Here is a 24,453-nt window from a genome sequence, read left to right as displayed (position 1 = left end):
AAACAAGCGGCAATGATAAAAATTTCCGCCATGTCCGGTAATAACAATCGCGTATCTGTGAATTCATTTTTTCATAACAGTCCCGGCAGGAACAGGGCGATCTGCGGAAAGATCATCAGCAGGCCGTTGCAGATGATCAGGGCCAGCAGAAAAGGCAGCACGCCCCGGAAGATGGCTTCCAGCGGAATGTCCTTGGACACGCCGTACACCACATACACATTGATGCCCACCGGCGGGGTGATCACCCCCATTTCCGCGATCAGCACGATGATGACCCCGAACCAGATGGGATCAAAGCCCAAAGCCTGGGCCACGGGGAAAAAGATGGGGACCGTGAGCATGATCAGGGCGAATCCATCCATGAAGCATCCGCCCACAAGATAGATCAGGATGATCACCATCATGATCAGCATGGGGTGAAGCGGCAGGGCCGCCACCCAGTTGGACAGGTCAAAGGGGATCCGGGTCACGGCCATGAAATGACCGAACACCGTGGCCCCTGCCACGATGACCATGACCATGCAGCTCAGCCGTGTGGTGTCGGCAATGGCTTTGAAAAAATGTTTCAAAGAGAGCTGGCGCCGGACCACGGACAAAAGCAGGGTGAAAAACGCGCCCACGGCGGCGGCTTCCGTGGGGGTGAACACGCCGGAGAAAAGCCCGCCCATGACGGATCCGAAAATCAACAAAGCCTCGAACACACCGGTAAGGGATTTGATTTTCTGAATCCAGGTGGTTTTGGGACCGGCCGGTGCCAGGGCCGGGTTGCGCCGGACCTGCAAATGAATGGCGGCAACGAACAACAGGGCCAGCAGGATGCCCGGCAGGATCCCGGCCAGAAATAGACTGCCGATGGACTGCTCCGTGAGGATGCCGTACACAATGAAAATGGTGGAAGGTGGAATCAGGATGCCCAGGCTGCCGGCGGCGGCCACGGTGCCGGCAGCCAGCCCCATGTCATACTTGAACCGCTTCATTTCCGGGATGCTCACGGTGGCCATGGTGGCGGCCGTGGCATTGGTGGACCCGGAGATGGCGGCAAATCCGGCGCAGGCGGCCACGCTGGCCATGGCCAGTCCACCCGGGCGGGCTCCGATGAGCACATAGGCGGCATCGTACAGGCGCCGGCTGATCCCTGAATAAAAAGAGATCTGGCCCATGAACATGAACAGCGGGATCACGGTGAGGCTGTGGCTGGAAAACATCTCGAAAAAATCCTTGGCCAGGATGTTCAACCCCGGTCCCCATCCTTTGACATAGCTGAATCCCAGAAACCCGATCAGGCCCATCACAAAGCCCACGGGCATTTTGGAAAACAGCATGATCAGCAGGACAATGATGCCGATCACACCAATGGCTGTCAGACTCATAAGGAAACCACCTTTTTCATGTTTTTGATTATAGCGATCAGATATACCAGGGCGACGACCAGGCAGGAGACGGCCATCATGTAAACAAAGGGGTGATATGGCAGCTGCATGGTCATGGACACCTCTCCGCTTTCCCTGAGCTTGCCGGCATAGACCACACTGCGCCAGGCCAGGAGGCCGAACAGACTCAAAGAGGCCGTGTCTGTGAACAGTTTCATCCACATCTGGCCTTTTTTCGACAGCAGCCGCACCACCAGGCTCACGGCCACATGTCCCGATTCCAGGGTGGTATGGGCCATGGCAAAGGCGGCGGCAATGGCACCGCACATGGCCACCAGGTCATAGGTGCCGGGTACGGGGCGCCAGGTTGCCAGGAATTCCCACCCGAATTTGCTGTACATGGTGACGCAGAACCGCATGAATACGTCCAGCGTGGTGATTATCATCATGGCCACAATGGCCATGCCGGCAAGAAAATACATCAACCGGGCCACCCCGTGGATGGTGTTTTCAATCTGTGTTATCTGCATGGGGCAGCCGCTCCTTCCAATCCGGAACTCAAATCTTTGTTGTCTCCCGGAATGATCATCTCAAACCGGTTGTCGACCACGGTGTAATCATAATATCCCAGCCGTCCGATGGGTTTGATTCTGGGGATATCTATTTTGCCGTGTTCGTCAATAAATTCGTCCCTGATGTGGACGGCCACCACCTGTCCGATGATGATGTCCACAGTACCCATGGTGCCGGCGCCCGGCAGCCGCAGGGTCTGGTGGTACCGGCATTCCATGTGGATGGGGGATTCCGCCACCCGGAAGGGCTTGACCTGCTTTGACGGGGCTTTGGTGACCCCGGCCAGGTCAAATTCATCCACATCGGGCGCAGTTTCCTGTGCAGACCGGTTCATGGCATCCCTTAAATCCCAGGTGGCCATGTTATACACGAATTCTCCGGTCTGTTCCGCATTCATTGGGGTGTCTTTTCTTTTACCGAAGGTGGTCTGATTGGCGGCGAACATCACATAAGGCGGGTCAAAGGTCAGATTCTGGAACTGGCTGTATGGGGCCAGGTTGGAAATCCCTTCCAGAGAAAGGGTGGAGATCCATCCGATGGGCCGGGGCACCACACAGGATTTAAACGGGTCATGGGCCAGACCATGGCGGGTTCTGCCGGGTTCATAATACATATGGCTCCTTTTATCTTGACGGCAGGGCCGGTAGACCTGCCGGTCCTGCCGTCAGATGGTTTTAGTGAACCCCTGAATGGATATGAATGGGTGTTATGCCCATCCGGGCATGGCCGTTAATAAGTCTTTACCGCTTCTCTGAGAAAATCCACATACTCCTGGGCCGGCAGCCCTTTTTTCGAGGCCTCTTTGACCCAGGTGTCGATCACGGGGGCCACGACGTCCGCCCAGCGTTTGTTTTCTTCCGGGGACAAAGAAATGATTTCATTGCCCAGTTCCAGGGTGAATTCCCGGCCTTCCTGGTCACTGGTATCCCAGGCTTCGCCGTATTTCACCATCCATTCTTTGTTCACCTGCTCGAAAATCGCCTGGATGTCTGCGGGCAGATCCGCCCATTTGTCCTTGTTCATGAAAAGATACAGACCTGATGTGTAACCGATGCTGTAGGTTTCCGTGGTGTAGTTGATCACTTCCCCCTGTTTCCAGCCTTTGAGTGCCTCAATGGGGACCAGGGTGGCGTCGCAGACCCCTTTTTGCAATGCTTCATAGGCCTGGTTCTGGGCCATGGCCACGGGGACGGCACCCAATGCTTCCACCACCTTGACACTGAATCCGTAACACCGGACTTTCATGCCTCTAATATCTTCCAGGGTCCGGATGGGGTCTTTGCTGTGGATGAGACCCGGGCCGTGGGCCGTAAAAAACATCACCTTGATCTTGTTCAGTTCCTTTGGTTGAAATTTTTCGTAAAATGCATTGATGATTTTGGTGGCCTGGATGCCGCTTTTGTATCCCATGGGCAGGTCAATGGCTTCCAAAGCCGGAAATACGCCCCGGCTGTAACCCAGCACGGAAAACCCCATGTCCGTGATACCGTCCACAATGGCGCTGTAAGTCTGGGGCGGGGATATCAGGGAGCCGCCCGGGTAATAGGTCATTTTGACCCGCCCATCCGTGCGTTTTTCAATTTCATCGCAGTATTCCTGGCCCAGTTGCCCATGGATGTGGGATGGGGGAAACATGTTGCTGAAACTGATTTCAATGGGCTTTGCCATTGCAGTGGCTGCCGTCAGTGACACAGCCAGGGTGATGGAAAGAATTGATGCAATGATTCCGGTTTTTGACATCATGGTGGTACCCTCCATTCGGACGTAAAGGTTAGAAAAGTATTTTTACCAAACAAGCGTTAGATTATTTTAACGTTTGTTTGTCATTCCATAGCACGGACAATTTCTGTATGTCAACAAAATAATGATTCCGGTTCAGAGAGTTTTTATAGAATTCATCTGATGACGATTTTGAAGGGGTTTCAGGCAGTGGGGGGCAACGCAGATTATCGGAAATGCCATGTATGGCGTTTCCGATAATTGTCAGATCGGCTGCGTGTTTTAAAAATTGGGTTATGGCCGGATGTCAGCTGAAAGGTGCCTGGCCTTTGCGGGTCAGGCCGAAAACAAAGGTGTTGAAAATTTTTTCGCCCAGGGCTTCAGGCTTGAGATCTCCTTTGGGATCATACCAGCGGTAGATCCAGTTGCACATACCGACCAGGCAGTGGGCATCCACGGCAATATGATCTGCGGGAAGGCCCTGGTCCCGGCAAAATTCGTCCAGCGCGTGTCGCCAGAACACCAGAAATGACCTTTGTTTCTGTTTGATCTGCTCATACCATTCCCCGGTAAGACAGTCGTCATCATTGAGGATCAGTTTGCTGCGGAACTTGTCTTTACAATAATTATCCACCTGATACTGGATGTATCTTTTGATCAGATCAAGCGGCGGGGCCTGGGTGGCGGCAATTTTTTCAATGCCGGCGAGCATGTCGTCCATATGACTGTCCAGGATCTGGAACAGCAGTTCTTCCTTGCTTTTGAAATAATAATACAGCCCGGCTGTGGTCATGTCCGTGGCTTTGGCAATATCCCGGATGGTGGTTTTGTCATACCCTTTCTGCCACAGGGTCTGGGTGGCGATCCGGTAGATCTCTTTTTTTCTGCGCTCATGTTCTTTTATCTTGTATTTTTTCATGGAAAATATTTAAAGCACAAAAAAGCATGTGGGTCAAGCACTTGATAGAATATTTTAACGCTTGTTCGAAATTTTTTAGACCGGATCTGAATTTTTTCCGATGGGCCGGCGTTATTTTTCAGGCACGATCCATGCCTCTTTCCGGAATGCCTGGTCCTGGCTTCTGGCAATCAGCGCGCCCGTGTCTTCATTGATCACGGTGATGTCATACAAAGAGGTGCGATGTCCACAGTGGACTTCTGTGGCTTCGGCCTTCAGGCGGTCCCCGGGGAAGCTGGGTTTCAGATAACAGATACTCACGTTCAGGGCCACGGCCACCCGGCCGTGGGAATTGCAGGCCGCGGCAAAGGCCATGTCACTGATGGCAAAGATCACCCCGCCGTGGGTGGTGCCGTGAAAATTGGTCATCGTTTCCGTGACGGTCAGAAATACGCGGCTGTGACCGGGGGCCACAATCTCCACCGTGGCACCCAGATGACGGGCAAATGCATCTTTTTGAATTAGGTCCAGAAGTTTTGAGTCGCACAAGGTAGTGTCAGGCATGATCGTAAATCCTGTTCGCAGGTTGGGGTTCAATTAAATAGCGGTCACTGGCTCTGGGCTGGTTTTTTCAGGTAAAGGGAAAACACCATGCCGGTGAAAGAAATGGCTCCGGCCACCAGAAACGGGGTGGTCAAAGACTTTGTGGTGTCTGCCAGATATCCGCCCAGGGCCGGGCCGATGGACTGGCCGATGCCGAAAAACAAAGTGATGAATCCCAATCCTGCCGGCGCAAACTTTGGTCCCACAAAATCCCCGGCTGCTGCCGCCATGATGGTGGGAATACTCCAGGCCGTGAGCCCGAACAGGACCGCGGAAATATAAAACCCGGCCTCCACCTTGACCAGGGCATAGACCAGATACGAGGTCCCCAGCACCAGATAGGCCAGAGCCGCGCCTTTTCCCCGGCCGATTCGGTCGGAAATGCTGCCCCAGATCACGCCGCAGAAAATGCTCAATCCGCCCACCATGGCCCATAGTCCGCCGGCCCAGGCCTGGCTGTAACCCATTTCATTCACCAGATAGGCCGCGAAAAATATCATGTAGATGATATAAGACATGCCGTAAAAAAAATACACCACCCCCAGAAACCACAAAGATTTCATTTGATAGACGGCCCCCCAGTCCAGGGAAGAGACCTTGGGTGCCGGCGCTGCCTTGTCTGGCGCGTCTTTCTGGCCCACGGGCGTCAGGCCTTTTTCCGCCGGCTGGTTCCGCAGAAAAATGCCCACCAGCACAGCCACGATAAGCACCAGCACGCCTAAGATATACCAGGAATAGCGCCACCCGTCCGCATTGTAGGATTTGAGAATAAACGGGACGATCAGGCCGGATAAAAAAGTGCCCAGCCCGATGCCCCCGGACACGATTCCCGTGGCAAATCCGCGTTTGTGGATGGCAAACCAGGCCGATCCCAGGGCCATGGCCGGCACATAGGCAGCCCCGTTGCCAAGGCCTGTGAAAAGCCGCATGGCAAAGGCAAATCCAAAGGACTCGGCCAGACCGGTGAGGATCATGGTGATGCCCATGAGGGCTAACGCCGCAGTGATCACGGCCCTTGTGCCGAACCGGGCCGCCAGAAAACCGCCGATGATGGCCATGGACAGGTACCCGATAAAATTGCCCGTGCCCAGAAGGCCCAGCTGGGTGTAGTCAAACGACAGCCCTTCCTTCATGGCGGGCAGCAGCAGGGTGTAGGCCATCCGGCCGAATCCGTGGGCAGCCACCGTGGTGAAAAGGCCCATGACAATGACGATCCATCCGTAATGCAGCTTGTTTTCCATGCGACGCTCCTTTTCCAAGAAAGTGGCGAAAGATATCGCATCTGTATCAATAAAGCGGGAAGGTGTAAAGTAGTTTTACGCGCCTTTTTTATTTCATCAGGCCTGCAAAGACAGCCGACACCAGGATGATCAGGGTGATAACCAGGGCCATGGGTTCCCTGAACCGGAACCGGCAGACCGTTGTCAGGGGAAAAAAGAAAATGCCGGCGAAAAAACCGCACAAAAATCCGAACACATGGGCCCAGACATCCGTGTTTTCCCCATGGCTTAAAAACGCCATCAGCGTGGCCCCGGCAATGAGAGGCATGATCCGGTCCCGCCGACGTAACGGGCCTTTGCGCATCATCTGGAATGCGGCCAGACCCCCGGCCGCTCCCATGACCGCCGTGGATGCGCCGATGGACAAAAGTGCCGTGCCGCGGAATCCGGCATTGATCAAATTGCCCCCCGTGCCGGCAAACAGTACAAACAGCGGCCCGGACCCATATCCGGAAATGCGGAGGATCGGCCCGGCAAATAACAAAATCCCTGCCAGGTTTCCCAGCAGATGGGCCGTGTCCGAATGCAGAAACAGGGCTGTGACGGCCCGGTAGGTGTCTCCCTGGAAAATGTACATGCCCGATGATCCATAGGCCAGGATACAGTCCCACCGGGTGCCGGTCATTTCGATGCCCAGATGGATGACTGCCAGCAGCCCCATGATGATAAAAATCCCGGGGGATACGAATCCGGCAGGTATGGCTGCCGCAGACGATACCGGTTCAAAACCGGACCGGTTTTCCCGGAAATAGGCAGCCACCTGGGATGTTGCCTCGTCTGCATGGTCTGAGAAGGTTGAAATATCGATGCCGCGAGATCCTGTTGATTTTCTGGCCCGGATGTTCTGGGAGGCCAGTATCAACAGGATCAGATCTGCATTCCGGGAAGTCATTCCGGTAAAAATACGTTTCATTTTATCCGGATTCTGTGGTAAAGGCAAAGACATGATGCACAGTTTATCCCAAGTTCAGGAGAAATAAAAGCATGCAGATCATACGATTCAGGACAGCGGACAACCAATTGTACACGGGGTGCGATTATGACGGCACCACGGCGTCATTGGTGGAAGGAGATCTGTTCGACAAACTGACAGATACCAGACAGCGAAAAAATGTGGCAACACTCGAGGTGCCCGTGGTGCCCGGGGCAATTTTTTGTATCGGGCTCAACTACCGGGGCCATGCAAAGGAAACGGGCATGGATCTGCCCAGATACCCCGTGGTGTTCATGAAAAATCCCGGGGCCGTGACCCCCCATAAGAGTGACATCGTGATCCCTGCCTCCTGCCTGGAAACCCCGGAAGTGGATTATGAAGCGGAGCTGGGGGTGGTGATCGGCCGGGAAGCCAAAAATGTGTCCGAAGCCAGGGCCCTGGATTATGTGCTGGGGTATACCTGCGCCAATGACGTGTCGGCCCGGCGGTGGCAGAAACATGCCGGGGGCGGGCAATGGGTCCGGGGGAAAAGTTTTGACACGTTCTGTCCTCTGGGGCCGGTGCTGGTGACAGCCGATGAGATCCAAGACCCCCAGAACCTGGCGGTGGAAAGTGTGCTCAACGGCACAACCATGCAGCAAAGCAACACCCGGGACATGATTTTTTCCGTGGCCCGGTTGATCGCGTTTCTGTCTGAATCCACAACGCTTGCGCCGGGAACCCTGATTCTCACGGGCACCCCGGAAGGGGTAGGGTTTGCCCGGAAACCCCCGGTATACCTGATGCCGGGTGATCATCTACAAACCCGGATCCAGGGAATCGGGATGCTGGAAAATCCCGTGATTGCAGAAAAAAGCGGAAACTGAAACAAACACGCCCCTGAAATTCCGGATCATCCGGTTTTTCAGGGGCGTGTCAGATAAAGGGACTTGATTTTAAAAAAGGGTTCCGGTTTCGGGTATCATTATGCCTGTGTCACCGGCCGGACCCCTCAGTGTTTCCATATCGGATTAATACCGGCTGCAACGGGAACCTCTGCCGCTGCCATCACCGTTTTTCTGACCATATCCCTGGCCCAGTTTCGGGCAGTCGCCCTTGCCATAGCCGTTGTGATATCCGCGGCCCATGCCCGGGCCGAACGTAAGTTCAGGGGCCACTTTTTTGGCGGCCAGCATGAAGTCGATCCGGTTTTCCTGGAGTTGTTTCATGAGATCAGACACTTCCGTGTTCAGCCGGCTCAATTCAGCGCGGTCCGGCTGGGAGGTTTCCATGAGCAGGCGGATCTCATTGTGTGTCTGCATCATGGATGTCCGCAATTCATAGGTGTCGTCGATGAATTGCTGGCGCAGGGTTGCCAGTTCGTTTTTCTGGGCTTCGGTCAGATCCGTATAGGCGTTCCGGTCAATTCCCGGGCAGCTGGTGCTGCCCCCGTATCCGCCCATGCCTTTACCCGGTCCCCAGGAAAATGCGTAAGTGGATAACAATCCAACGGCGATGAGTGCGGTGATCAGTATCAGTGCTTTTTTCATGATGAAATCTCCTTTGTAAAAAAATTAAAAAATAGCGTTCAGTTTTGTTATTGTTTATGGGTGTCTTTGTTTTGCAGATACCCGGTTACCCTGGCAATAGATTACAGCAAAGGGCGTGCCATGCTGAAAATATAATCATATCCGTCTGAAATAAAAGGGATAAATTGTTTTTTTAACCCATTGCGTGGCATGGGGCAGAAAATAGATTGTATCCTTTTTACCCGAACTGGGTATCCAGGTGGGTAATTATTATCCATGGGGTGGTAACCCCACGACTGTAAATGTATACATTTGATACAAAATAGGGTAGATACGTTGAAACTGGTACAATCTTTGCTGCGGTAAACGGATATGAAAAAATTATCACCCCGATCACTGTCGTCCCTGATTTCCCCGCTCATGCTGGCAGGGGTGATTCTGGTGCTGACACCGATTTTTGCGGTCATGACCCTGGACCGGATGCAAAAGCTTAAATCCCATATCACGGATCAGCAGCTGGCCAAGGGAATTTCTCTGATCCGGACCTTTGAGGCCGGGACCCGGACCGGCATGATGACCATGCACTGGGGCATGCGCCGGATTCAGGATCTGCTTCAGGAAACCGCGTTTCAGCCGGAAGTGGTGCATATCATGATTGTTTCAGCCGGGGGCACCATACTGGCTCACAGTGATCCGGACCAGGTGGGGCAGGTTTTGACGGATATACCGGATATGCCTGATTCAGAAGCAACAAAAAGCCCCGTGTTTCATCGATCCCTGCTCAAAGGCAAAGAAAAAGTGTTTGAGGTATACAAGCGGTTTACCCCCATGGAAAGCCGGTTTGGGGGCCATCCCATGCGCATGATGCACGGCATGCAGCGGACAAGAAGGGCGGGGCCATTTCAGGACAAAGAAAGCGGCATGGAGAAACATGACGTTCTGGAGGCGGGTGCATGGATCCTGGTAGGGCTTTCCATGGATCAGATGGGCCGGGCTCAGGCCCGGTTGCTGCGTGATGCCGTGGGCCAGGGCGTGATGTTTTTTATTCTGGGGTGTGCGGGCGTGATCAGTCTGATGGTGTTCCAGGCCTACCGCACCACCAAAGCCCGGCTGGTCAGCGCCAGGGCATTGTCGGAAAAACTGAAAAAAGAGGTGGAAACCACCCGGCACCTGGCAGCCATCGGCAAACTGGCAGGGGGCGTGGCCCATGAGATCAGAAATCCGTTGAGCTCCATCAAAGGGTTTGCCACCTATTTTGAAAAACGGTATGCCGATCATCCGGAAGATCAGGACACCGCAAGGATCATGGTCCAGGAAGTGGAACGGATCAACCGGTCCGTCACCCAGCTGCTGGAGTTTGCCAAGCCCATGGCCGTGGAAAAAAAACAGGTGGGCCTCCGGCAAGTGATATCCCACTCATTGAAGCTGATGGCCCATGACCTGGAAAAGAAATCCATTGCCGTTCACACGGATATCCGATCGGCCCGGTCAACATTTTACACGGACCCGGACCGCATGAACCAGATTCTGCTCAACCTTTACATGAACAGCCTGGCAGCCATGGATGACGGGGGCACACTCACGGTCACGGTGGTTGATGTGTCTCCGGGCAGGGATCTGGAGATTCGTGTCACAGATGACGGCTGCGGCATGGATGAACACATATTGTCCGACATTTTTGATCCGTATTTCACCACCCGGCCGGACGGCACGGGCTTAGGCCTGTCCATTGTGCACCGGCTGGTGGAAACCCTGGGCGCAGAGATCCGGGTGGAGAGCGTCAAGGATCAGGGAACCACATTTTTTATCCGGCTGTCTGCACAGAAAAAGGAAAACAGCAAATGACACATCAGATACTGGTGGTGGAGGATGACCCGGCCCATGCCCGGATGCTCAAGACCCTGATAGCGGACTGGGGGTATGAGGTGGTGCTGGCCGATGACGGGGACACGGGGGTGGAACAGGTGAAATCCCGCAGTTTTGATATTGTGCTGCTGGATATGAAAATGAAGCGCCTGTCCGGCATGGAGGCCCTGAAACAGATCCTGGAATACAACCCGTCTTTGCCCGTGGTGATGATGACCGCGTATTCGTCCGTGGACACGGCCGTGGAAGCCCTGAAGATCGGGGCGTATGATTATCTGACCAAACCGCTGGATTTTGACAGGCTGAAACTGACCCTCGAGCGGATCCTGGAACGGATTTTTCTGCAGTCGGAAAATCAGCACCTGAAGGAGCGTCTCAAATCCACAGCCCTTCACCACAATATTCTGGGAAAAAGTCCGGCCATGGCCGCATTGCTGGACACGCTCAACATGGTGGCGCCCACGGATGCCAATGTGCTGGTGACCGGGGAATCGGGCACGGGCAAGGAACTGGCGGCTGCGGCCCTGCATGACAACAGTCCCCGGAAAGACCAGCCCTTTGTGCGGATCAACTGTGCGGCCATTACTCCGACCCTGCTGGAGTCGGAACTGTTCGGCCATGCCAAAGGCGCGTTCACGGGTGCGGACAAAAAACGCAAAGGAAAGTTCCTTCTGGCCCACAAAGGCAGTATCCTGCTGGATGAAATCGGTGAGATGACCCTGCCCATGCAGGTCAAACTGCTGCGGGTGCTCCAGGAGAAAGAGATCACCCCCGTGGGCAGTGATGACAATATTTCCGTGGATGTGCGGGTGATTGCGGCCACCAACCGGGATCTGAAAGCCATGGCAAAACAGGGCACGTTCCGGCAGGACCTGTTTTTCCGCTTGAATGTGGTGACCGTGACCATCCCGCCTTTGCGGGAACGGCCCGAAGATATTCCGGAGCTGGTGCTGCATTTTCTGGCCCGGTTTTCCAAAAAAAACCGGCGGGAGATCAAGGGGGTGGCACCGGATGCCATGGATGCCATGATCCGGTATGCCTGGCCCGGAAATGTCCGGGAACTGATGAATGCCGTGGAACGGGCCGTGGTCCTGGCCCGGACCGATTATATCACCCGGATGGATCTGCCCTTTGGACAAACGGATGAATCAGAAACGCCGGACAGGGCTCATGGGGCCGGCCATCTGGAAAATACGCCGTTGTCCCGGATTGAAAAACAAGCGATTCTATCCACCTATGCCGCAGCTGACGGCAACAAGAGCGAAACGGCCCGGCGCCTGGGAATTACCCGAAAAACATTGTTAAAAAAGCTTAAACAGTATGGAAAAGACAAATAAGTGGATTCTTGACAATCGGATATCATTTGCGTACAACCGGTGAAACCGGATTTTCATATTGTGGATGCCCGGGCGCCGGGTTCCGGCACAAACGTGCATCCGATTTTCAAGGAGGGGTAACATGACCAATCCGCGGCATTATCTGTTTTTAACTTTCATCTATCTGCTGGTGGTGGCCGGGGTCTGCGCCTTGCTGGCAACCCCGCTCAAGGCCGCGTTCATGGCCAACTGGGGATTTAATCTCCTGATTCTGGCGGCTTTGTGTGTGGGCATCGCCATCAACGTGTTCCAGATTCTGCGGCTGGAGCCCGAGATCAACTGGATCAAGAAATTCCGCACCGGGGACCCCGGTATTTCCACGGTGGAACCGCCCACGCTGCTGTCTCCTCTGGCCAAACATCTGGAAGAGATTCACAGGGACCGGTTTAGGCTGTCTGCCGGATCATTGAGCACAGTGCTGGACGGGATCCGGGGACATCTGGATGAAGCCAGGGAAATTTCCAAGTACATGATCGGGCTGCTGGTGTTTTTAGGGCTTTTGGGCACGTTCTGGGGGCTGCTTCAGACCATCGGCACGGTGGGACAGGTGATCAGCGGCCTGGAAGTGGGCAATGGCGATTATGCTCTGTTGTTCGACCGGTTGAAACAGGGGCTGGAAAATCCGCTAAAAGGGATGGGCACGGCGTTTTCATCCTCTTTGTTCGGCTTAGGCGGCAGCCTGGTGCTGGGGTTTATCGATATTCAGGCCGGCCATGCCCAGAACCGGTTTTTCAATGAAATGGAAGAATGGCTGTCCGGGGTCACCCGGCTGGTGGATGTGGATGAATTGCCCGGCCCCGTACCAGGGGGTTCCGCTGAAATGTTCAGAAACATTGACACCAACCTGCGGGTGCTGGTCAACCAGATGCAGAAAAACAACCAGGCCATGGCATCTTTGCTCAAACAGCAGCAAAAGAAAAATCCGGACTCCCCGCCGGAATCCGAAGCCTGATAAGGAGCGGATATGTTATCCAGAGCGCGGCGAAACGCGAGTCCCATCTCAGCCTGGCCCGGATATGTGGATGTGCTGTCGGCCCTGCTGATGGTGGTGATTTTTGTTCTGATGATTTTTGTGGTGGCCCAGTTTCTGCTCAGTGAAGTGCTTCGGGGCCAGGAAAGCGAACTGACACGGCTTCACACCCAGGTGAGCCAGCTGGCGGAAATGCTGGGGCTTGAAAAGGAAAAATCCGGGCGCCTGGAGACCCAGGTGGCAAGATTGTCAGATACCATTATCGCTTTGTCTGAAGACAAAGAGATCCTCATGTCCCAGGTGGCGGATTATCAGGCCCAGGCTGAGGTGGATGAAGAAACTTTGAAAAAGCAGATGCTCACCATTGCCAGCCTGAATGAAGATATTTCGGCATTGCAGCAGGTCAGAGAACAGCTGGAGCAGGAAGTGGGAGACCTGGCCGCAACCCTGGCATCCCGGGACCGGGAACTGGGGGTGGTGCGGGACCGGTCCATGCGCCTGGCGGCCCGGCTGGCGGATCAGACAGAAACCACACTGCTGGCCCAGGAAAAAATCGAAGCACAGGACATCCGGATCCAGGCCTTGTCCGCTGTGCTGGCATCCCAGAAGGAAAGCATTGAAAAGGAACAGCAGCTGTCGGCATCGGCCCGGGCCGAGGTGGCGTTGCTCACGGATCAGATCTCCCGGCTCAGGGACCAGCTGGAGGTGATCAAAACCGCCCTGGCCCAGGCGGAAGAAGCATCCGACAAAAAAGATGCCGAAATTGAAGATTTAGGCAAACAATTGAACATTGCCCTGGCCAGAAAAGTCCATGAACTGACCCAGTACCGGTCCGAGTTTTTCGGCCGGCTCAAACAGATCCTGGGAGATAACCCGGCCATCCAGATCCGGGGGGACCGGTTCGTGTTCCAGGCGGAACTGTTTTTTGCCTCCGGGTCTGCGAATCTGGGAGAGGCAGGCAAAACCCATCTGGCCGCCCTGGCCGAGACCCTGCTGACCGTTGCCCAAAAGATTCCCGAAGATATCGACTGGATTCTCCAGATCGACGGCCACAGCGACAAGGTGCCCATCAACAATGAGTATTTTTCTTCCAACTGGGAACTGTCCACAGCCCGGGCCGTGTCCGTGGTGCGGTTTTTAAGCCGTCAGGGAATCCCGGAAAACCGCATGGCCGCCGCCGGATTCAGTAAATACCATCCCATTGACCCGGCAGATACCCCGGAAGCCTATCGCAAAAACCGGCGCATCGAGATCAAGCTCACCAATTATTAAAACCGTTCGATGAGCCGGTCGATAAGAAACGTGGATTCCCTCAGGGCCTGGTCGCTGAACGGGCCGAACCACTCGGCAATTTCGTTGAACTGGCGGGTAAATGAGGATATATCTTTTTTTTCAAGCATGTCCGTATGCCGGGCCAACGAGGTGACAAACTGCTTTAACAGGTCCCGCCGTTCTTTTGTGGCAAAAACGATCTGGGCATACAGGCCGGCATCCTGGGCAAACAGCCGGCCCACCATGCCCAGCTCCAGCCGGTAGATGGGGCTGGAAAATTCCAGGGTGCGCTGGATTTTCACCTGTTTTTCAAACAAAAACCGGCCGAAACAGAAAGTGGCAAAATGCCGCAGGGCCTGGACGATCTCCATGATCTCATCATGTTCCACAGCCGATGCCTGAACCGGAATGGCCCCCCACAGCCCCATCTGTTCCACCAGCCAGTGGCCGGCGCTCATGTCCCGGCCCGGTGTGTAGACAATGATCTGTTTGTCCAAAGAAGAGGTGGTGGGGCCGAACAAAGGATGCAGGCCCAAGACCGGTCCATTGTGGTTTTCGCACATGGCTTCCACGGGATCTTTTTTTATGGAGGTCAGGTCTGCCAGAAGGGCCGTGGCCGGCAGAAACGGGGCGATTTTTTCGATGACCGCCACGGTGTGCTCGATGGGCACGGACACCAGGGCCAGGTCAATGCCTTCGCACAGTTGGGGGGCCGCTTCCCAGTCCGATTCCGTCAGAATCCGGACCCCGTACCCGGATTTTTCAAACAAAGAGGCAAACATGGCTCCCATCTGTCCGGCACCGCCGACAATCAGCACGGCCGCACCGGGCCGGACCCCTTTGTACTGCATGGAAAACGTCTGCTTGACCCGGGACTGGCGGATGATCACCCGGAACAGGTTTTCCGTGACATCCGGGTCCAGGCCTTTGTTTTTGGCCTGGGGTCTGAGACGAGAGATCATGTCTTCTTCTCTGGCCGGATGGTATACGGGCATGTCGCATTTTTTTTTCAGGTCCGCCACCTGATCCACCTGTTCCTGACGTCTGGCCAGAAGGGTCAGAATCTGTGTGTCGATGCGGTCGATTTCGTCCCGCAACGGGCGGATCTGGTCGGAAAAGCCGGGGTCGGTCATTTAAATTCTCCGGGATTCAGGCTGCCGACTGCCGGGCCCGCTTGATCAACAGCCGGTTGCAGTTGGCGATGTTTTCTTTGGTGTAGAGAGTGAACTCATCCCGGTAGCTTTCATGAAACAGCTGGGTCTCCAGTTCCCGGTCCGTCAAGGCGGTCCGGGTGACCCGGTCAATGAACCGCCGGGCCGTGTCAATGCCGGCCTGGATCCCTGCGGTGGCTGACTCATGTCTCAGCGGCCCCTGATGTCCCGGGCACACGATGGCCGGTGCCATGGCCTGGATATGTGCCAGCGTGTCCAGATATTCTTTGGCGCCTGTGAAAAACAAAGGCCAGAATCCTTTGCCCGGAAAATGGAATCCCACACTGTCCGAGCAGAACACCATATCTTTGACCCGTCCCAGAATATTGCCCGGAGAATGCCCGGCCACGGGAAATAACTCCAGATCGATCCCTCCCAGATCCAGCACAAACGTGTCTGCCACTTCCCGGGCGTTTGACAGATCCGGAATGGAGCTGATGGGGGGCCGCTGGGGCGGCAGGCCTCTGTCGGCAAGTCCCCGGGACATGAATTCATCTTCTGCCCGCATCAGCGGACCGGCTTTGGGATGGGTGATAAATTCTCTGGTACCGGTTCCGACCAGAACCTGTGCCCGGAAAAACCGTTCCATCAGTCCCGGAAGCCCGGTGATATGATCGGAATGGGGATGGCTGATGATCAGATAATCCGGTGCGGCATTTAAGTGTTCCAGCTGGCGGATGACGGTATCCACCATACCGGAGATACCGGCTTCGAACAGAGCGGTTTTCTGGTCTCCCTGAACGAGAAACAGGTTGATGTAGTGATTGCCCAGCACCGTCACCCGGGAGGACAGGGGCATGGGATAACTGGATGACTCAATTTTCCTATCCGGTTCCGGCATGATATCTCCATGAAACAAGGGTAAAACTTAAAATGCTAAGCTAAAAATTCAGCACCCGGATGTCAAGAACAATTTTCAAAGGACAGAAAGCGACCAGAACACTCCGGCGATCCGCCGGATTTATCCATACGCTGTGCCAAAAGTGATCCATGCCTGGTTATTGACAACATCCAGGGACTGTGATACATGCGACAGGATTGTTTATCGCCTGAAAAAGGGATGACCGGAAAGTAAAAATTTAAGGAAGGGTTCACCATGGATCAGAACAGCATTACCATCAATGGTCACGTCTATCAATTTAGACCCGGCCAGACCATTCTGGACGTTGCACAGGAAAACAATATTGATATCCCCAATCTTTGCCACCTGAAAGGCACCCGGGCGACCGGGGCCTGCCGTGTCTGTATTGTGGAACTGGAAGAATCCTGGGGAAAGAAACTGGTGTCATCATGCAGTTCACCGGCCAAAAACGGTATGGTGGTTCATACAGAATCTCCGGAGGTCGTTCAATACCGGAAATTTTACATTGGATTGATGCTGGATTCGGGCAATCACAACTGTGATATCGGCGCATCAGCGGATGAATCCTGGACCGATTTTCAGATCGAGGCCATGGAAAACGAACAGAAAGAGGAGCTGTGCCCCGTGTGGGGGGATTGTGAGCTTCAGGCCCTGGCGTACCGGTACCAGGTCAAGGGCCGGGTCAGCGGCCGTCACAGAGAACCCGTGAAAGTGCCGATCGAAAAAGACAATCCCTTTATTATCCGGGACATGTCCCGGTGCATCCTGTGCGGCCGGTGTGTGGCCGCCTGCAACGAGCTTCAGGTGAACCAGGCCATTGATTACGGGTTCCGGGGCACCAATGAGAAAATTGTCGCCGGAACCGGCAACACATTGATGACATCCAGCTGCGTGTTCTGCGGGGAATGTGTCCAGGTCTGTCCCGTGGGGGCATTGATTCCCACCAAAGCGTTCAGAGATGACCGGTTTGTTCCCACCAGCACCGTGAGAACCACCTGCTCCTTCTGCGGGGTGGGATGTCAGATGGATTTACATGTCCAGAACAATAAAATCGTTAAAATCGACGGGGCCGACCGGGACCTGCCTCCCAACAATGGGATGCTGTGTGTCAAAGGCCGGTACGGGTTTGAATTTGTCGGCGCACCGGACCGGTTGACCACGCCGTTGATTAAAAAAGACGGCAAACAGGTGCCTGCCTCCTGGGATGAGGCCCTGGATCGGGTGGCGGAAAAACTCACTGAAATCAAACAGAAGCATGGGGCCGATGCCATGGGCGTGCTCACCTCGGCCCGGGCCACCAACGAGGACAATTACATTGCCCAGAAATTCACCCGGGCCGTGCTCAAGACAAACAATATCGACCACTGTGCGCGACTGTGACACAGCTCCACTGTAGCCGGTCTGGCTGCATCTTTTGGAAGTGGTTCCATGACAAACACCATTGCAGACATCGAGACATCCGATCTGATTCTGGTGGCCGGGTCCAATACCACGGAAAATCACCCGGTGCTGTCCACGTTTATAAAACGGGCCGTCTTGAAAGGCAAAAAACTGGTGGTGATCGATCCCCGGTTCGTCAAGCTGGCCAATCACGCCACAACGTGGCTGCGTCCGAATCCCGGAACGGATATCGTCTGGATCAACGGGCTGATGCATGTGATCATCAAAGAAGATCTGCATGACAATCCCTTTATTGCGGACCGCACGGAAAATTTTGATGCACTCAAGGATGTGGTGGCGTCCTATACCCCGGAACGGGTCGAAGAGATCACGGGAATCCCGGCCCAGGATATCATTGAGGTGGCCCGGGAATTCGCCAAAGCCACGGCCGCGTCCATCTGTTATTGCATGGGCATTACCCAGCATACCTGCGGGACCGACAATGTCAAGTCTTTGGCCAACCTGTCCATGCTGTGCGGACATCTGGGCAAACCCGGTGGCGGTGTCAATCCGTTGCGGGGGCAGAACAATGTCCAGGGGGCCTGTGATATGGGCGGGCTTCCCAATGTGTACACGGCCTACCAGGCTGTGACCAATGAGGATATAAGAAAAAAGTATGAGGCTGCCTGGAATGTATTGGATATGCCTGCCAAACCCGGTCTGCCCGTCACGGAAATGATCGAAAAGGCGTATGAAGGAGAGTTGAAGTCCCTGTATATCATGGGAGAAAACCCCATGGTGTCAGATCCGGACCTGAATCATGCGGAAAAAGCCTTTTCCAATCTTGAGTTTCTGGTGGTTCAGGATATTTTTGAAACCGAAACCACGGCCCTGGCAGATGTGGTCTTTCCGGCGTGCTGCTGGGCGGAAAAAGACGGCACATTTGCCAATACGGAACGCCGGGTTCAACGGGTGAGAAAAGCCGTGGAGCCCCCGGAAGGGGCCAAACTGGACTGGGAGATCCTGTGTGAGATTGCGAAACGCATGGGCTATGACATGACATATGAAAACAGCCATGAGATTTCCAGGGAGATCTGTGCCGTGACCCCGTCTTACCGGGGCATCACCTGGGAGCGCATTGAAAAAGGCGGAATCGCCTGGCCCTGCCCGGATGAAAGCCATCCCGGCACCCCGATTCTGCATACCACCCAGTTCACCCGGGGCAAAGGGCTGTTCCACGCCATCGAGCATCAGCCGCCGGCGGAACAGACGGATGCGGAGTATCCTTATGTTCTGACCACCGGGCGGGTCCTGTACCATTACCATACCCGGACCATGACAAGCCGGACGGAAGGGCTGAATGTGATGTCGCCGGAATGTTTTGTGGAAATTTCTCACAATGATGCGAAAAAAATGGGACTGGGCACGGGGGATGTGGTCAATGTATCTTCCCGAAGAGGTAAGATCAGTGCCAAGCTCAAAGTGTCCTATAAAGCCGTAGACGGCACGATTTTTATGCCGTTTCACTTTGCCCAGGCCGCAGCCAACCGGCTGACCAATGCCAAGCTGGATCCCGTGGCCAAGATTCCGGAACTCAAAGTGTGTGCCATCAATATTGAACCGGCTGCATAACACCCATCATTTAAATTTTTAAAAACAAAAGCCCGGCATGAACCATGCCGGGCTTTTGTCGTTTTTTACGTCTGAAAACGGTTGGTGGCTGAATGAACGTATTATCCAGCCACCAATTTCAATCAATTTTCAAAATAACGATCAGGTCGTTTCCATTTTTTCAGGTGTCGACGTTTTAATTCTGGGAGACACACAGTCCACAGCGCTGAATTTGGCCGGACATTTTTCCTGGCACACCCCGCACTGAACACAGACGGACTGGTCAATGACATGCACTTTTTTCTTTTCGCCCGAGATGGCGCTCACGGGGCAGGATCTGGCACAGATGCCGCATCCCACACATTTGTCTTCCCGGATGACAAAGGAGATCAAGGACTTGCATACTTTGGCCGGACACCGTTTTTCAAAAATATGGGCTTCATATTCATCCATGAAATACCGCAGGGTGGTCAGCACCGGGTTGGCGGCTGTCTGTCCCAGACCGCAGATGGATCCGGCATGGATGGCCAGGCTCAGGTTGTACAAAAGATCCAGGTCTTCTTTTCTGCCTTTACCGGCACAGATCTCCTTGAGCACATCCAGCAGTTCTTTGGTCCCCAGCCGGCAGGGCACACACTGGCCGCAGGATTCAATGACCGTGAAATCCAGGAAATACCGGGCCACATCCACCATACAGGTTTTTTCATCCATGACCACCATGCCGCCGGAACCCATGATGGAGCCGGCTTCGTCCAGGGAGTCGTAATCAATGGGGGTGTCCAGCAGCGATGCCGGCAGACAACCGCCCGAAGGCCCGCCCGTCTGGACGGCTTTGAACGTGCCGCCATCCGAAATCCCGCCGCCGATGTCATAGATGATTTCCCGGAGGGTGATTCCCATGGGCACTTCAATGAGTCCGCAGTTGTTCACCTTGCCGGTCAAAGCAAAAATCGCCGTTCCCGTGCTTTTTTCAGTACCCACGCTGGCAAACCATTCCGCGCCTTTGGTGATGATCATGGGCGCGGAAGAAAAGGATTTCACGTTGTTGAGCAGGGTGGGTTTGTCATACAGTCCGATTTCCGTGGTTCTCGGCCGGGGGGCCACCCGGGGCATGCCTCGTTTGCCCTCGATGGACAGGGTAAGGGCTGTGGATTCACCGCAGACAAATGCGCCGGCACCGGGAAATATTTTGATTTCAAAGTTGAAATCCGTGCCCATGATATTTTTTCCCAGAAATCCCTTTTCATGGGCCTGGGCAATGGCCCGTTCCAGACGTCTGATGGCCAGGGGATATTCCGCCCGCACATAGATATAGCCGGTTTCGCCACCAATGGTGTACCCGGCGATGATCATTCCTTCCAGAACCGAATGCGGGTCTCCTTCGATCACGGCCCGGTCCATGAATGCCCCCGGGTCGCCTTCATCCGCGTTACACACCACATATTTGGGCGTGCCTTTGGCGGCCAGTCCGGCTTCCCATTTCCGGCCGGCGGGAAATCCGCCCCCGCCCCGGCCCCGCAGGCCGGATGCTTTCATGACATCCACCACTTCCTGCTGGGTCATGGTGGTCAGGGCTTTGTGAAGCCCTTCATATCCCTGGTTGGCAATGTAATGATTGATATTGGTGGGATCGATAATCCCGCAGTTGCGGAATACCCGGCGCTCCTGGGGTTTGAAAGAAGGGGTGTCCAGAATTTTTGTCACGCCTTTGATTTCGCCCTGTCCCAATGTGCCCAAAGTATACTGGGGCAAAGGATCATCGCCTAAAAGATAGGCATCGATGATTTCCGTCACCATGTCGGGATTGACATTTTTAAAACAGATGGTGGGTTTGCCGGGTTTGTCAATGTTCACCAGGGGCTCGGCATAACAGGGGCCGATACACCCGACTTCACGAATGCTGGCATCCACTTTTTTTTCGGCCAGTCCATCCTCAAATGCCTTGACCACGGCCATGGCACCGGCGGATCTGCCGCAGGTGGCCGTACCAATGGCGATTTGAGGCTTCTGCCCGTTTATCAGCTCATCCCATTCTTTTCTGGCCTGTGCCTGTATTTCAGCAAATGTCATTTTGCTTTCCTCCTGTCGATTATTTCCGAAACCATTTTAGGGGTCAGCTTGGCTTCCACGTCTTCATCGATCATCACACAGGGGGCCAGGGCACAGCAGCCGATGCAGGCCACGGTTTCCAGGGTATATTCCTGGTCTTCCGTGGTTTCTCCTTCAACAATACCCAAAGCTCTTTCTGTTTCTTCCAGAATTTTTTCCGCCCCCCGGACATGGCAGGCCGTTCCCCGGCATACCATAAAAGAATGTTTGCCCCTGGGGGTGAAACGGAACTGGGCATAAAAAGATGCCACTGCAAACACCCGGCTTTCCGGGAGGCCGGTCACTCTGGCGATTTCAAGCATGGCTTCATCCGGCAGATAGCCCAGTTCTGCCTGTACTTTCTGTAGAATCGGGATCAGCGCATCCCGTTTTCCTTTATAGGGTGAAAGTATCTCACTCAACCGATCATCCATTCTGTCTTCCTCCTTACCTTGGCTTTATACTGCAGGTGGATCTTTTTTTTGTTCAAATTTTCGAATACTACAATATCTGTTGAAAAATATAAATACCCATTGCAACATTAGATTGTTTTATCCGTTTGCTTCATATCACACAACAAGATTGTGGAAAAGTCAAAACATGCCGAACCCAGGGGAATTCTGTGCCTGAAAAGGGTTGTAAATCAATTGATTTGTGGTATACAGGAAAAGTCCATTAAGGGGAGTGGACCTGTTTTGAGGCCGCCGGAAGGGGGGGGGCGGCATCCATGGATCGGTTTTTGTGCCTGGGAGGATAAATCGGGTTGATTCAAAATTGGGGGAAAAAATATATCGTCTGTGTTTTTGTGGTGGTATGCGGGTGGATGGTTGCCTTTCCGGCGGGGGCTGCGCAATCGTCGTCCTTACATTCCGTTTCAGGTGAAACCGTTTCCATCGCTGTTTTGAATAATTTTCCGCCGTTTTCTTTTTCAGTCAGGGGAAAGATTGTGGGGTTCACCATAGACTACCTGGATCTGTTGTCCCGGGAAACGGGGATGACAATCACCCTGGTTCCCGGGAAATGGGAAGAAAACCTGTCAAAATTCAAAAACGGGGATGTCGATGCCATTACAGCCATATCCCATACCCTTGAAGGGAATCGTACACCCGGTTCACAACCCCGTATTATTTGATCCCCACCGTCGTTTACATCCGGGAGAACAGTTTTGACTACACCGGGGTCAAATCGCTGCAAGGCCGGCGCGTCGGTATTGAAAGCGATATTTATTACAAACAATACCTGGAGCTATATCCGGACATTCAGATCGTTGAAATCGATGGCACCAGTGATTTGATGAAAAAACTGTCTTTCGGTGAGATCGATGCCGTGGTCAGCAATATCAATATCGGTAATTTTATGATCAAACAGCATGTGCTGGAAAACATTGAACTGGCCGGGAAAATCGATATTCCGGAGATTGAAGATGAGGATTTACGCATCGGTGTCAGAAAAGAAAAAAACCAGGTTCATGCGTTGCTGCAAGATGCCATGAACCGGGTTTCCTTTTCTGAATACAGGCGGCTGCAGGATCGCTGGATCGGAGCGACGCCAGAGGATATGCAGGAAACACTCATGTCCGGAGACCGGGAGTTTATCACTGCCCATGTCCAAAAATACGGGGGGGTAAGACTCGGGTTCCACGAAAACTGGTATCCGGTTGACTTCATGGATAAAGACAATCGTCATGCCGGTATCAGTGCGCAATTGTTTGAAATGATATCTGATATGCATGGCATTCCCATGATTGAACAGCGTTCCGGCAGTTTTGAATCGGTTGTGGAATCGTTGGTGCAGGGAGAAACAGATGTCATCCCCGCGATTGTTCCCGGCACGGGGTTTGACTCTGAATTGATTTACACCCCGCCTTATCTGTCGCTGCCTTTAGTGATTGCCACCCGCAGTGACGAGTTTTTTGTGGGCGATATTGAACATCTTTCAGGAAAACGGATCTGCCTTGTAAACCGGGGCAGTATTTTTACAAATTTCAAGAAAAAATACCCATCCCTAGTTTTTATTGAAGTCGATTCGGCAAAACAGGGGTTGAAACAGGTTCAGAATAAAGAATGTTTTGCTTTTCTGGGAACGGTCCCTTCTATTGCGTATGCCATTAAAAACAACAATCTGTATAATATTAAAATCTCAGGGAAACTGGAAGAAACCCTGCCCGTCAGTGCGGCGGTACGTTCCGGAAATGAGACACTGGCAGCGGTGATCAATATCGCAACCCAGAGTATTCCCGAAGAAGAACGCAGACGGGCCGTGGATCAATGGATTTCCATCAGTTTGGAAGAAAAAGTGGACTACACCCTGGTGTGGCAGATTTTGGTTGCTTCGGGCATGATATTGATTGCCGCCGTGGTCTGGCTGAAAAAAACCCATCAATACAACCGGGAGATATCCAAGGCCTATGGCCTGCTGGAAGAAAAAAACAAAGCCCTTGAGAAACTGTCCATTAACGATCCTTTGACGGATTTGTACAACCGCCATAAACTGGATATGGCGGTTGCCAAAGAAATGGAACGGTCCAACCGGTATCACCGGCCGCTTTCACTGGTGATCATCGATATCGATCATTTCAAGCCTGTCAACGATCGTTTCGGGCACCAGGCCGGAGACGACGTTCTTAAAAAACTGGCAGTACTCATCAAACATCGGATTCGTTCTTCCGATATTCCGGGACGCTGGGGCGGTGAAGAATTTCTCATTATCTGTCCGGAAACCGACCGAAAGGGCGCGTGGCATCTGGCGGACGCATTGAGAAAAGATGTCCAGTCCTTTGAGTTTCTGCCTGAAACAACCATTACCATCAGCGGGGGTGTGGCTGAATATGAATTCGGTGAAGATGGCGATCAATTGTTGAAACGGGCCGATGACAATCTGTACCAGGCAAAACAGACCACCCGGAATGCGATCTGCGGCTGAACCTGACAAA

Annotated in this window: 21 protein-coding genes; 8 read left to right on the top strand and 13 right to left on the bottom strand. The window is 53.7% G+C overall.

Annotated elements, in window-relative coordinates:
• Positions 1-71: 71 nt before the first annotated feature.
• From DPO_RS02055 to DPO_RS23615, 8 genes are all read right to left on the bottom strand, one after another.
• Positions 72-1,370: a TRAP transporter large permease gene (locus DPO_RS02055; protein ID WP_006963951.1), complete on the bottom strand. Its 1,299-nt coding sequence runs from the start codon at positions 1,368-1,370 to the stop codon at positions 72-74.
• On the bottom strand, positions 1,367-1,900 hold the full coding sequence (locus DPO_RS02050) for a TRAP transporter small permease (protein ID WP_006963950.1): 534 nt from the start codon (positions 1,898-1,900) through the stop codon (positions 1,367-1,369). The genes DPO_RS02055 and DPO_RS02050 overlap by 4 nt, the downstream gene beginning before the upstream one ends.
• On the bottom strand, positions 1,891-2,556 hold the full coding sequence (locus DPO_RS02045; protein WP_006963949.1) for a flavin reductase family protein: 666 nt from the start codon (positions 2,554-2,556) through the stop codon (positions 1,891-1,893). Before DPO_RS02045 ends, DPO_RS02050 begins: the two co-directional genes overlap by 10 nt.
• Positions 2,557-2,672: 116 nt before the next feature.
• Positions 2,673-3,686, bottom strand: coding sequence for a TRAP transporter substrate-binding protein (locus tag DPO_RS02040; protein WP_006963948.1), 1,014 nt, complete (start codon positions 3,684-3,686; stop codon positions 2,673-2,675).
• 283 nt (positions 3,687-3,969) lie between these two features.
• Positions 3,970-4,581 (bottom strand): TetR/AcrR family transcriptional regulator, encoded by a 612-nt coding sequence (locus DPO_RS02035; RefSeq protein ID WP_006963947.1) that lies wholly within the window; start codon positions 4,579-4,581, stop codon positions 3,970-3,972.
• A 111-nt stretch (positions 4,582-4,692) separates the two neighbouring features.
• Positions 4,693-5,124, bottom strand: a complete 432-nt coding sequence (locus tag DPO_RS02030) for a hotdog fold thioesterase (protein ID WP_006963946.1) — start codon at positions 5,122-5,124, stop codon at positions 4,693-4,695.
• A 44-nt stretch (positions 5,125-5,168) separates the two neighbouring features.
• Positions 5,169-6,404 carry an MFS transporter gene (locus DPO_RS02025; RefSeq protein ID WP_006963945.1) on the bottom strand — a complete coding sequence of 412 codons (1,236 nt, stop codon included), beginning with the start codon at positions 6,402-6,404 and terminating at the stop codon, positions 5,169-5,171.
• A gap of 88 nt (positions 6,405-6,492) precedes the next feature.
• The gene (locus DPO_RS23615; RefSeq protein WP_051069318.1) at positions 6,493-7,356 is read right to left on the bottom strand and encodes a rhomboid family intramembrane serine protease; all 864 of its coding nucleotides are present in this window, start codon (positions 7,354-7,356) and stop codon (positions 6,493-6,495) included.
• A gap of 71 nt (positions 7,357-7,427) precedes the next feature.
• Here DPO_RS23615 and DPO_RS02015 point away from each other — a divergent pair, with 71 nt between their 5' ends.
• Entirely contained in the window at positions 7,428-8,243 is an 816-nt protein-coding gene (locus tag DPO_RS02015; RefSeq protein WP_006963943.1) for a fumarylacetoacetate hydrolase family protein, read from the top strand.
• A 144-nt stretch (positions 8,244-8,387) separates the two neighbouring features.
• Here the strand turns inward: DPO_RS02015 and DPO_RS02010 are convergent, their stop codons facing one another.
• Complete coding sequence (locus tag DPO_RS02010; RefSeq protein WP_006963942.1) at positions 8,388-8,906, bottom strand: Spy/CpxP family protein refolding chaperone; 519 nt, start codon at positions 8,904-8,906, stop codon at positions 8,388-8,390.
• Between the two features lie 351 nt (positions 8,907-9,257).
• Here DPO_RS02010 and DPO_RS02005 point away from each other — a divergent pair, with 351 nt between their 5' ends.
• From DPO_RS02005 to DPO_RS01990, 4 genes are all read left to right on the top strand, one after another.
• Positions 9,258-10,730, top strand: a complete 1,473-nt coding sequence (locus tag DPO_RS02005) for an ATP-binding protein (protein ID WP_006963941.1) — start codon at positions 9,258-9,260, stop codon at positions 10,728-10,730.
• Positions 10,727-12,088, top strand: a complete 1,362-nt coding sequence (locus tag DPO_RS02000) for a sigma-54-dependent transcriptional regulator (RefSeq protein ID WP_006963940.1) — start codon at positions 10,727-10,729, stop codon at positions 12,086-12,088. The genes DPO_RS02005 and DPO_RS02000 overlap by 4 nt, the downstream gene beginning before the upstream one ends.
• 121 nt (positions 12,089-12,209) lie before the next feature.
• On the top strand, positions 12,210-13,079 hold the full coding sequence (locus tag DPO_RS01995) for a hypothetical protein (RefSeq protein ID WP_006963939.1): 870 nt from the start codon (positions 12,210-12,212) through the stop codon (positions 13,077-13,079).
• A gap of 12 nt (positions 13,080-13,091) precedes the next feature.
• A complete protein-coding gene (locus DPO_RS01990; RefSeq protein WP_006963938.1) occupies positions 13,092-14,369 on the top strand; it encodes a peptidoglycan -binding protein in 1,278 nt (425 codons plus the stop codon).
• On the opposite strand, the gene tyrA is transcribed toward DPO_RS01990, so the two are convergent.
• Together tyrA and DPO_RS01980 are read right to left on the bottom strand one after the other, a co-directional pair.
• Positions 14,366-15,502, bottom strand: a complete 1,137-nt coding sequence (gene tyrA, locus DPO_RS01985) for a bifunctional chorismate mutase/prephenate dehydrogenase (RefSeq protein ID WP_006963937.1) — start codon at positions 15,500-15,502, stop codon at positions 14,366-14,368. The genes DPO_RS01990 and tyrA overlap by 4 nt on opposite strands.
• A 16-nt stretch (positions 15,503-15,518) precedes the next feature.
• Positions 15,519-16,421, bottom strand: a complete 903-nt coding sequence (locus tag DPO_RS01980) for an MBL fold metallo-hydrolase (protein ID WP_006963936.1) — start codon at positions 16,419-16,421, stop codon at positions 15,519-15,521.
• 255 nt (positions 16,422-16,676) lie between these two features.
• On the opposite strand from DPO_RS01980, the gene fdhF reads away from it, so the two are divergent.
• Positions 16,677-19,454 (top strand): formate dehydrogenase subunit alpha, encoded by a 2,778-nt coding sequence (gene fdhF, locus DPO_RS24335; protein ID WP_083911953.1) that lies wholly within the window; start codon positions 16,677-16,679, stop codon positions 19,452-19,454.
• Between the two features lie 141 nt (positions 19,455-19,595).
• Here fdhF and DPO_RS01965 read toward each other — a convergent pair whose 3' ends face one another.
• Complete coding sequence (locus DPO_RS01965; protein WP_006963933.1) at positions 19,596-21,503, bottom strand: NADH-ubiquinone oxidoreductase-F iron-sulfur binding region domain-containing protein; 1,908 nt, start codon at positions 21,501-21,503, stop codon at positions 19,596-19,598.
• Positions 21,500-21,955: an NADH-quinone oxidoreductase subunit NuoE gene (nuoE, locus tag DPO_RS01960; protein ID WP_006963932.1), complete on the bottom strand. Its 456-nt coding sequence runs from the start codon at positions 21,953-21,955 to the stop codon at positions 21,500-21,502. Before nuoE ends, DPO_RS01965 begins: the two co-directional genes overlap by 4 nt.
• Positions 21,956-22,284: 329 nt before the next feature.
• Here nuoE and DPO_RS26650 point away from each other — a divergent pair, with 329 nt between their 5' ends.
• The gene (locus DPO_RS26650; protein ID WP_006963931.1) at positions 22,285-22,653 is read left to right on the top strand and encodes a transporter substrate-binding domain-containing protein; all 369 of its coding nucleotides are present in this window, start codon (positions 22,285-22,287) and stop codon (positions 22,651-22,653) included.
• Positions 22,650-24,443, top strand: a complete 1,794-nt coding sequence (locus DPO_RS01945; protein WP_006963930.1) for a transporter substrate-binding domain-containing diguanylate cyclase — start codon at positions 22,650-22,652, stop codon at positions 24,441-24,443. The genes DPO_RS26650 and DPO_RS01945 overlap by 4 nt, the downstream gene beginning before the upstream one ends.
• Positions 24,444-24,453: the final 10 nt, after the last annotated feature.

The sequence above is a fragment of the Desulfotignum phosphitoxidans DSM 13687 genome, assembly GCF_000350545.1.
Taxonomy (GTDB): Bacteria; Desulfobacterota; Desulfobacteria; order Desulfobacterales; family Desulfobacteraceae; genus Desulfotignum; species Desulfotignum phosphitoxidans.
The sequence above is the reverse complement of the archived record's forward strand: the minus strand, read 5'-3'. Positions and strand labels throughout refer to the sequence as shown.

What these genes read in the sequence shown, in the direction of transcription:
- DPO_RS02055 (WP_006963951.1), bottom strand. Translation starts at nt 1,370, where the DNA reads ATGAGTCTGACAGCCATTGGTGTGATCGGCATCATTGTCCTGCTGATC.
- DPO_RS02050 (WP_006963950.1), bottom strand. Translation starts at nt 1,900, where the DNA reads ATGCAGATAACACAGATTGAAAACACCATCCACGGGGTGGCCCGGTTG.
- DPO_RS02045 (WP_006963949.1), bottom strand. Translation starts at nt 2,556, where the DNA reads ATGTATTATGAACCCGGCAGAACCCGCCATGGTCTGGCCCATGACCCG.
- DPO_RS02040 (WP_006963948.1), bottom strand. Translation starts at nt 3,686, where the DNA reads ATGATGTCAAAAACCGGAATCATTGCATCAATTCTTTCCATCACCCTG.
- DPO_RS02035 (WP_006963947.1), bottom strand. Translation starts at nt 4,581, where the DNA reads ATGAAAAAATACAAGATAAAAGAACATGAGCGCAGAAAAAAAGAGATC.
- DPO_RS02030 (WP_006963946.1), bottom strand. Translation starts at nt 5,124, where the DNA reads ATGCCTGACACTACCTTGTGCGACTCAAAACTTCTGGACCTAATTCAA.
- DPO_RS02025 (WP_006963945.1), bottom strand. Translation starts at nt 6,404, where the DNA reads ATGGAAAACAAGCTGCATTACGGATGGATCGTCATTGTCATGGGCCTT.
- DPO_RS23615 (WP_051069318.1), bottom strand. Translation starts at nt 7,356, where the DNA reads ATGAAACGTATTTTTACCGGAATGACTTCCCGGAATGCAGATCTGATC.
- DPO_RS02015 (WP_006963943.1), top strand. Translation starts at nt 7,428, where the DNA reads ATGCAGATCATACGATTCAGGACAGCGGACAACCAATTGTACACGGGG.
- DPO_RS02010 (WP_006963942.1), bottom strand. Translation starts at nt 8,906, where the DNA reads ATGAAAAAAGCACTGATACTGATCACCGCACTCATCGCCGTTGGATTG.
- DPO_RS02005 (WP_006963941.1), top strand. Translation starts at nt 9,258, where the DNA reads ATGAAAAAATTATCACCCCGATCACTGTCGTCCCTGATTTCCCCGCTC.
- DPO_RS02000 (WP_006963940.1), top strand. Translation starts at nt 10,727, where the DNA reads ATGACACATCAGATACTGGTGGTGGAGGATGACCCGGCCCATGCCCGG.
- DPO_RS01995 (WP_006963939.1), top strand. Translation starts at nt 12,210, where the DNA reads ATGACCAATCCGCGGCATTATCTGTTTTTAACTTTCATCTATCTGCTG.
- DPO_RS01990 (WP_006963938.1), top strand. Translation starts at nt 13,092, where the DNA reads ATGTTATCCAGAGCGCGGCGAAACGCGAGTCCCATCTCAGCCTGGCCC.
- tyrA (WP_006963937.1), bottom strand. Translation starts at nt 15,502, where the DNA reads ATGACCGACCCCGGCTTTTCCGACCAGATCCGCCCGTTGCGGGACGAA.
- DPO_RS01980 (WP_006963936.1), bottom strand. Translation starts at nt 16,421, where the DNA reads ATGCCGGAACCGGATAGGAAAATTGAGTCATCCAGTTATCCCATGCCC.
- DPO_RS01965 (WP_006963933.1), bottom strand. Translation starts at nt 21,503, where the DNA reads ATGACATTTGCTGAAATACAGGCACAGGCCAGAAAAGAATGGGATGAG.
- nuoE (WP_006963932.1), bottom strand. Translation starts at nt 21,955, where the DNA reads ATGGATGATCGGTTGAGTGAGATACTTTCACCCTATAAAGGAAAACGG.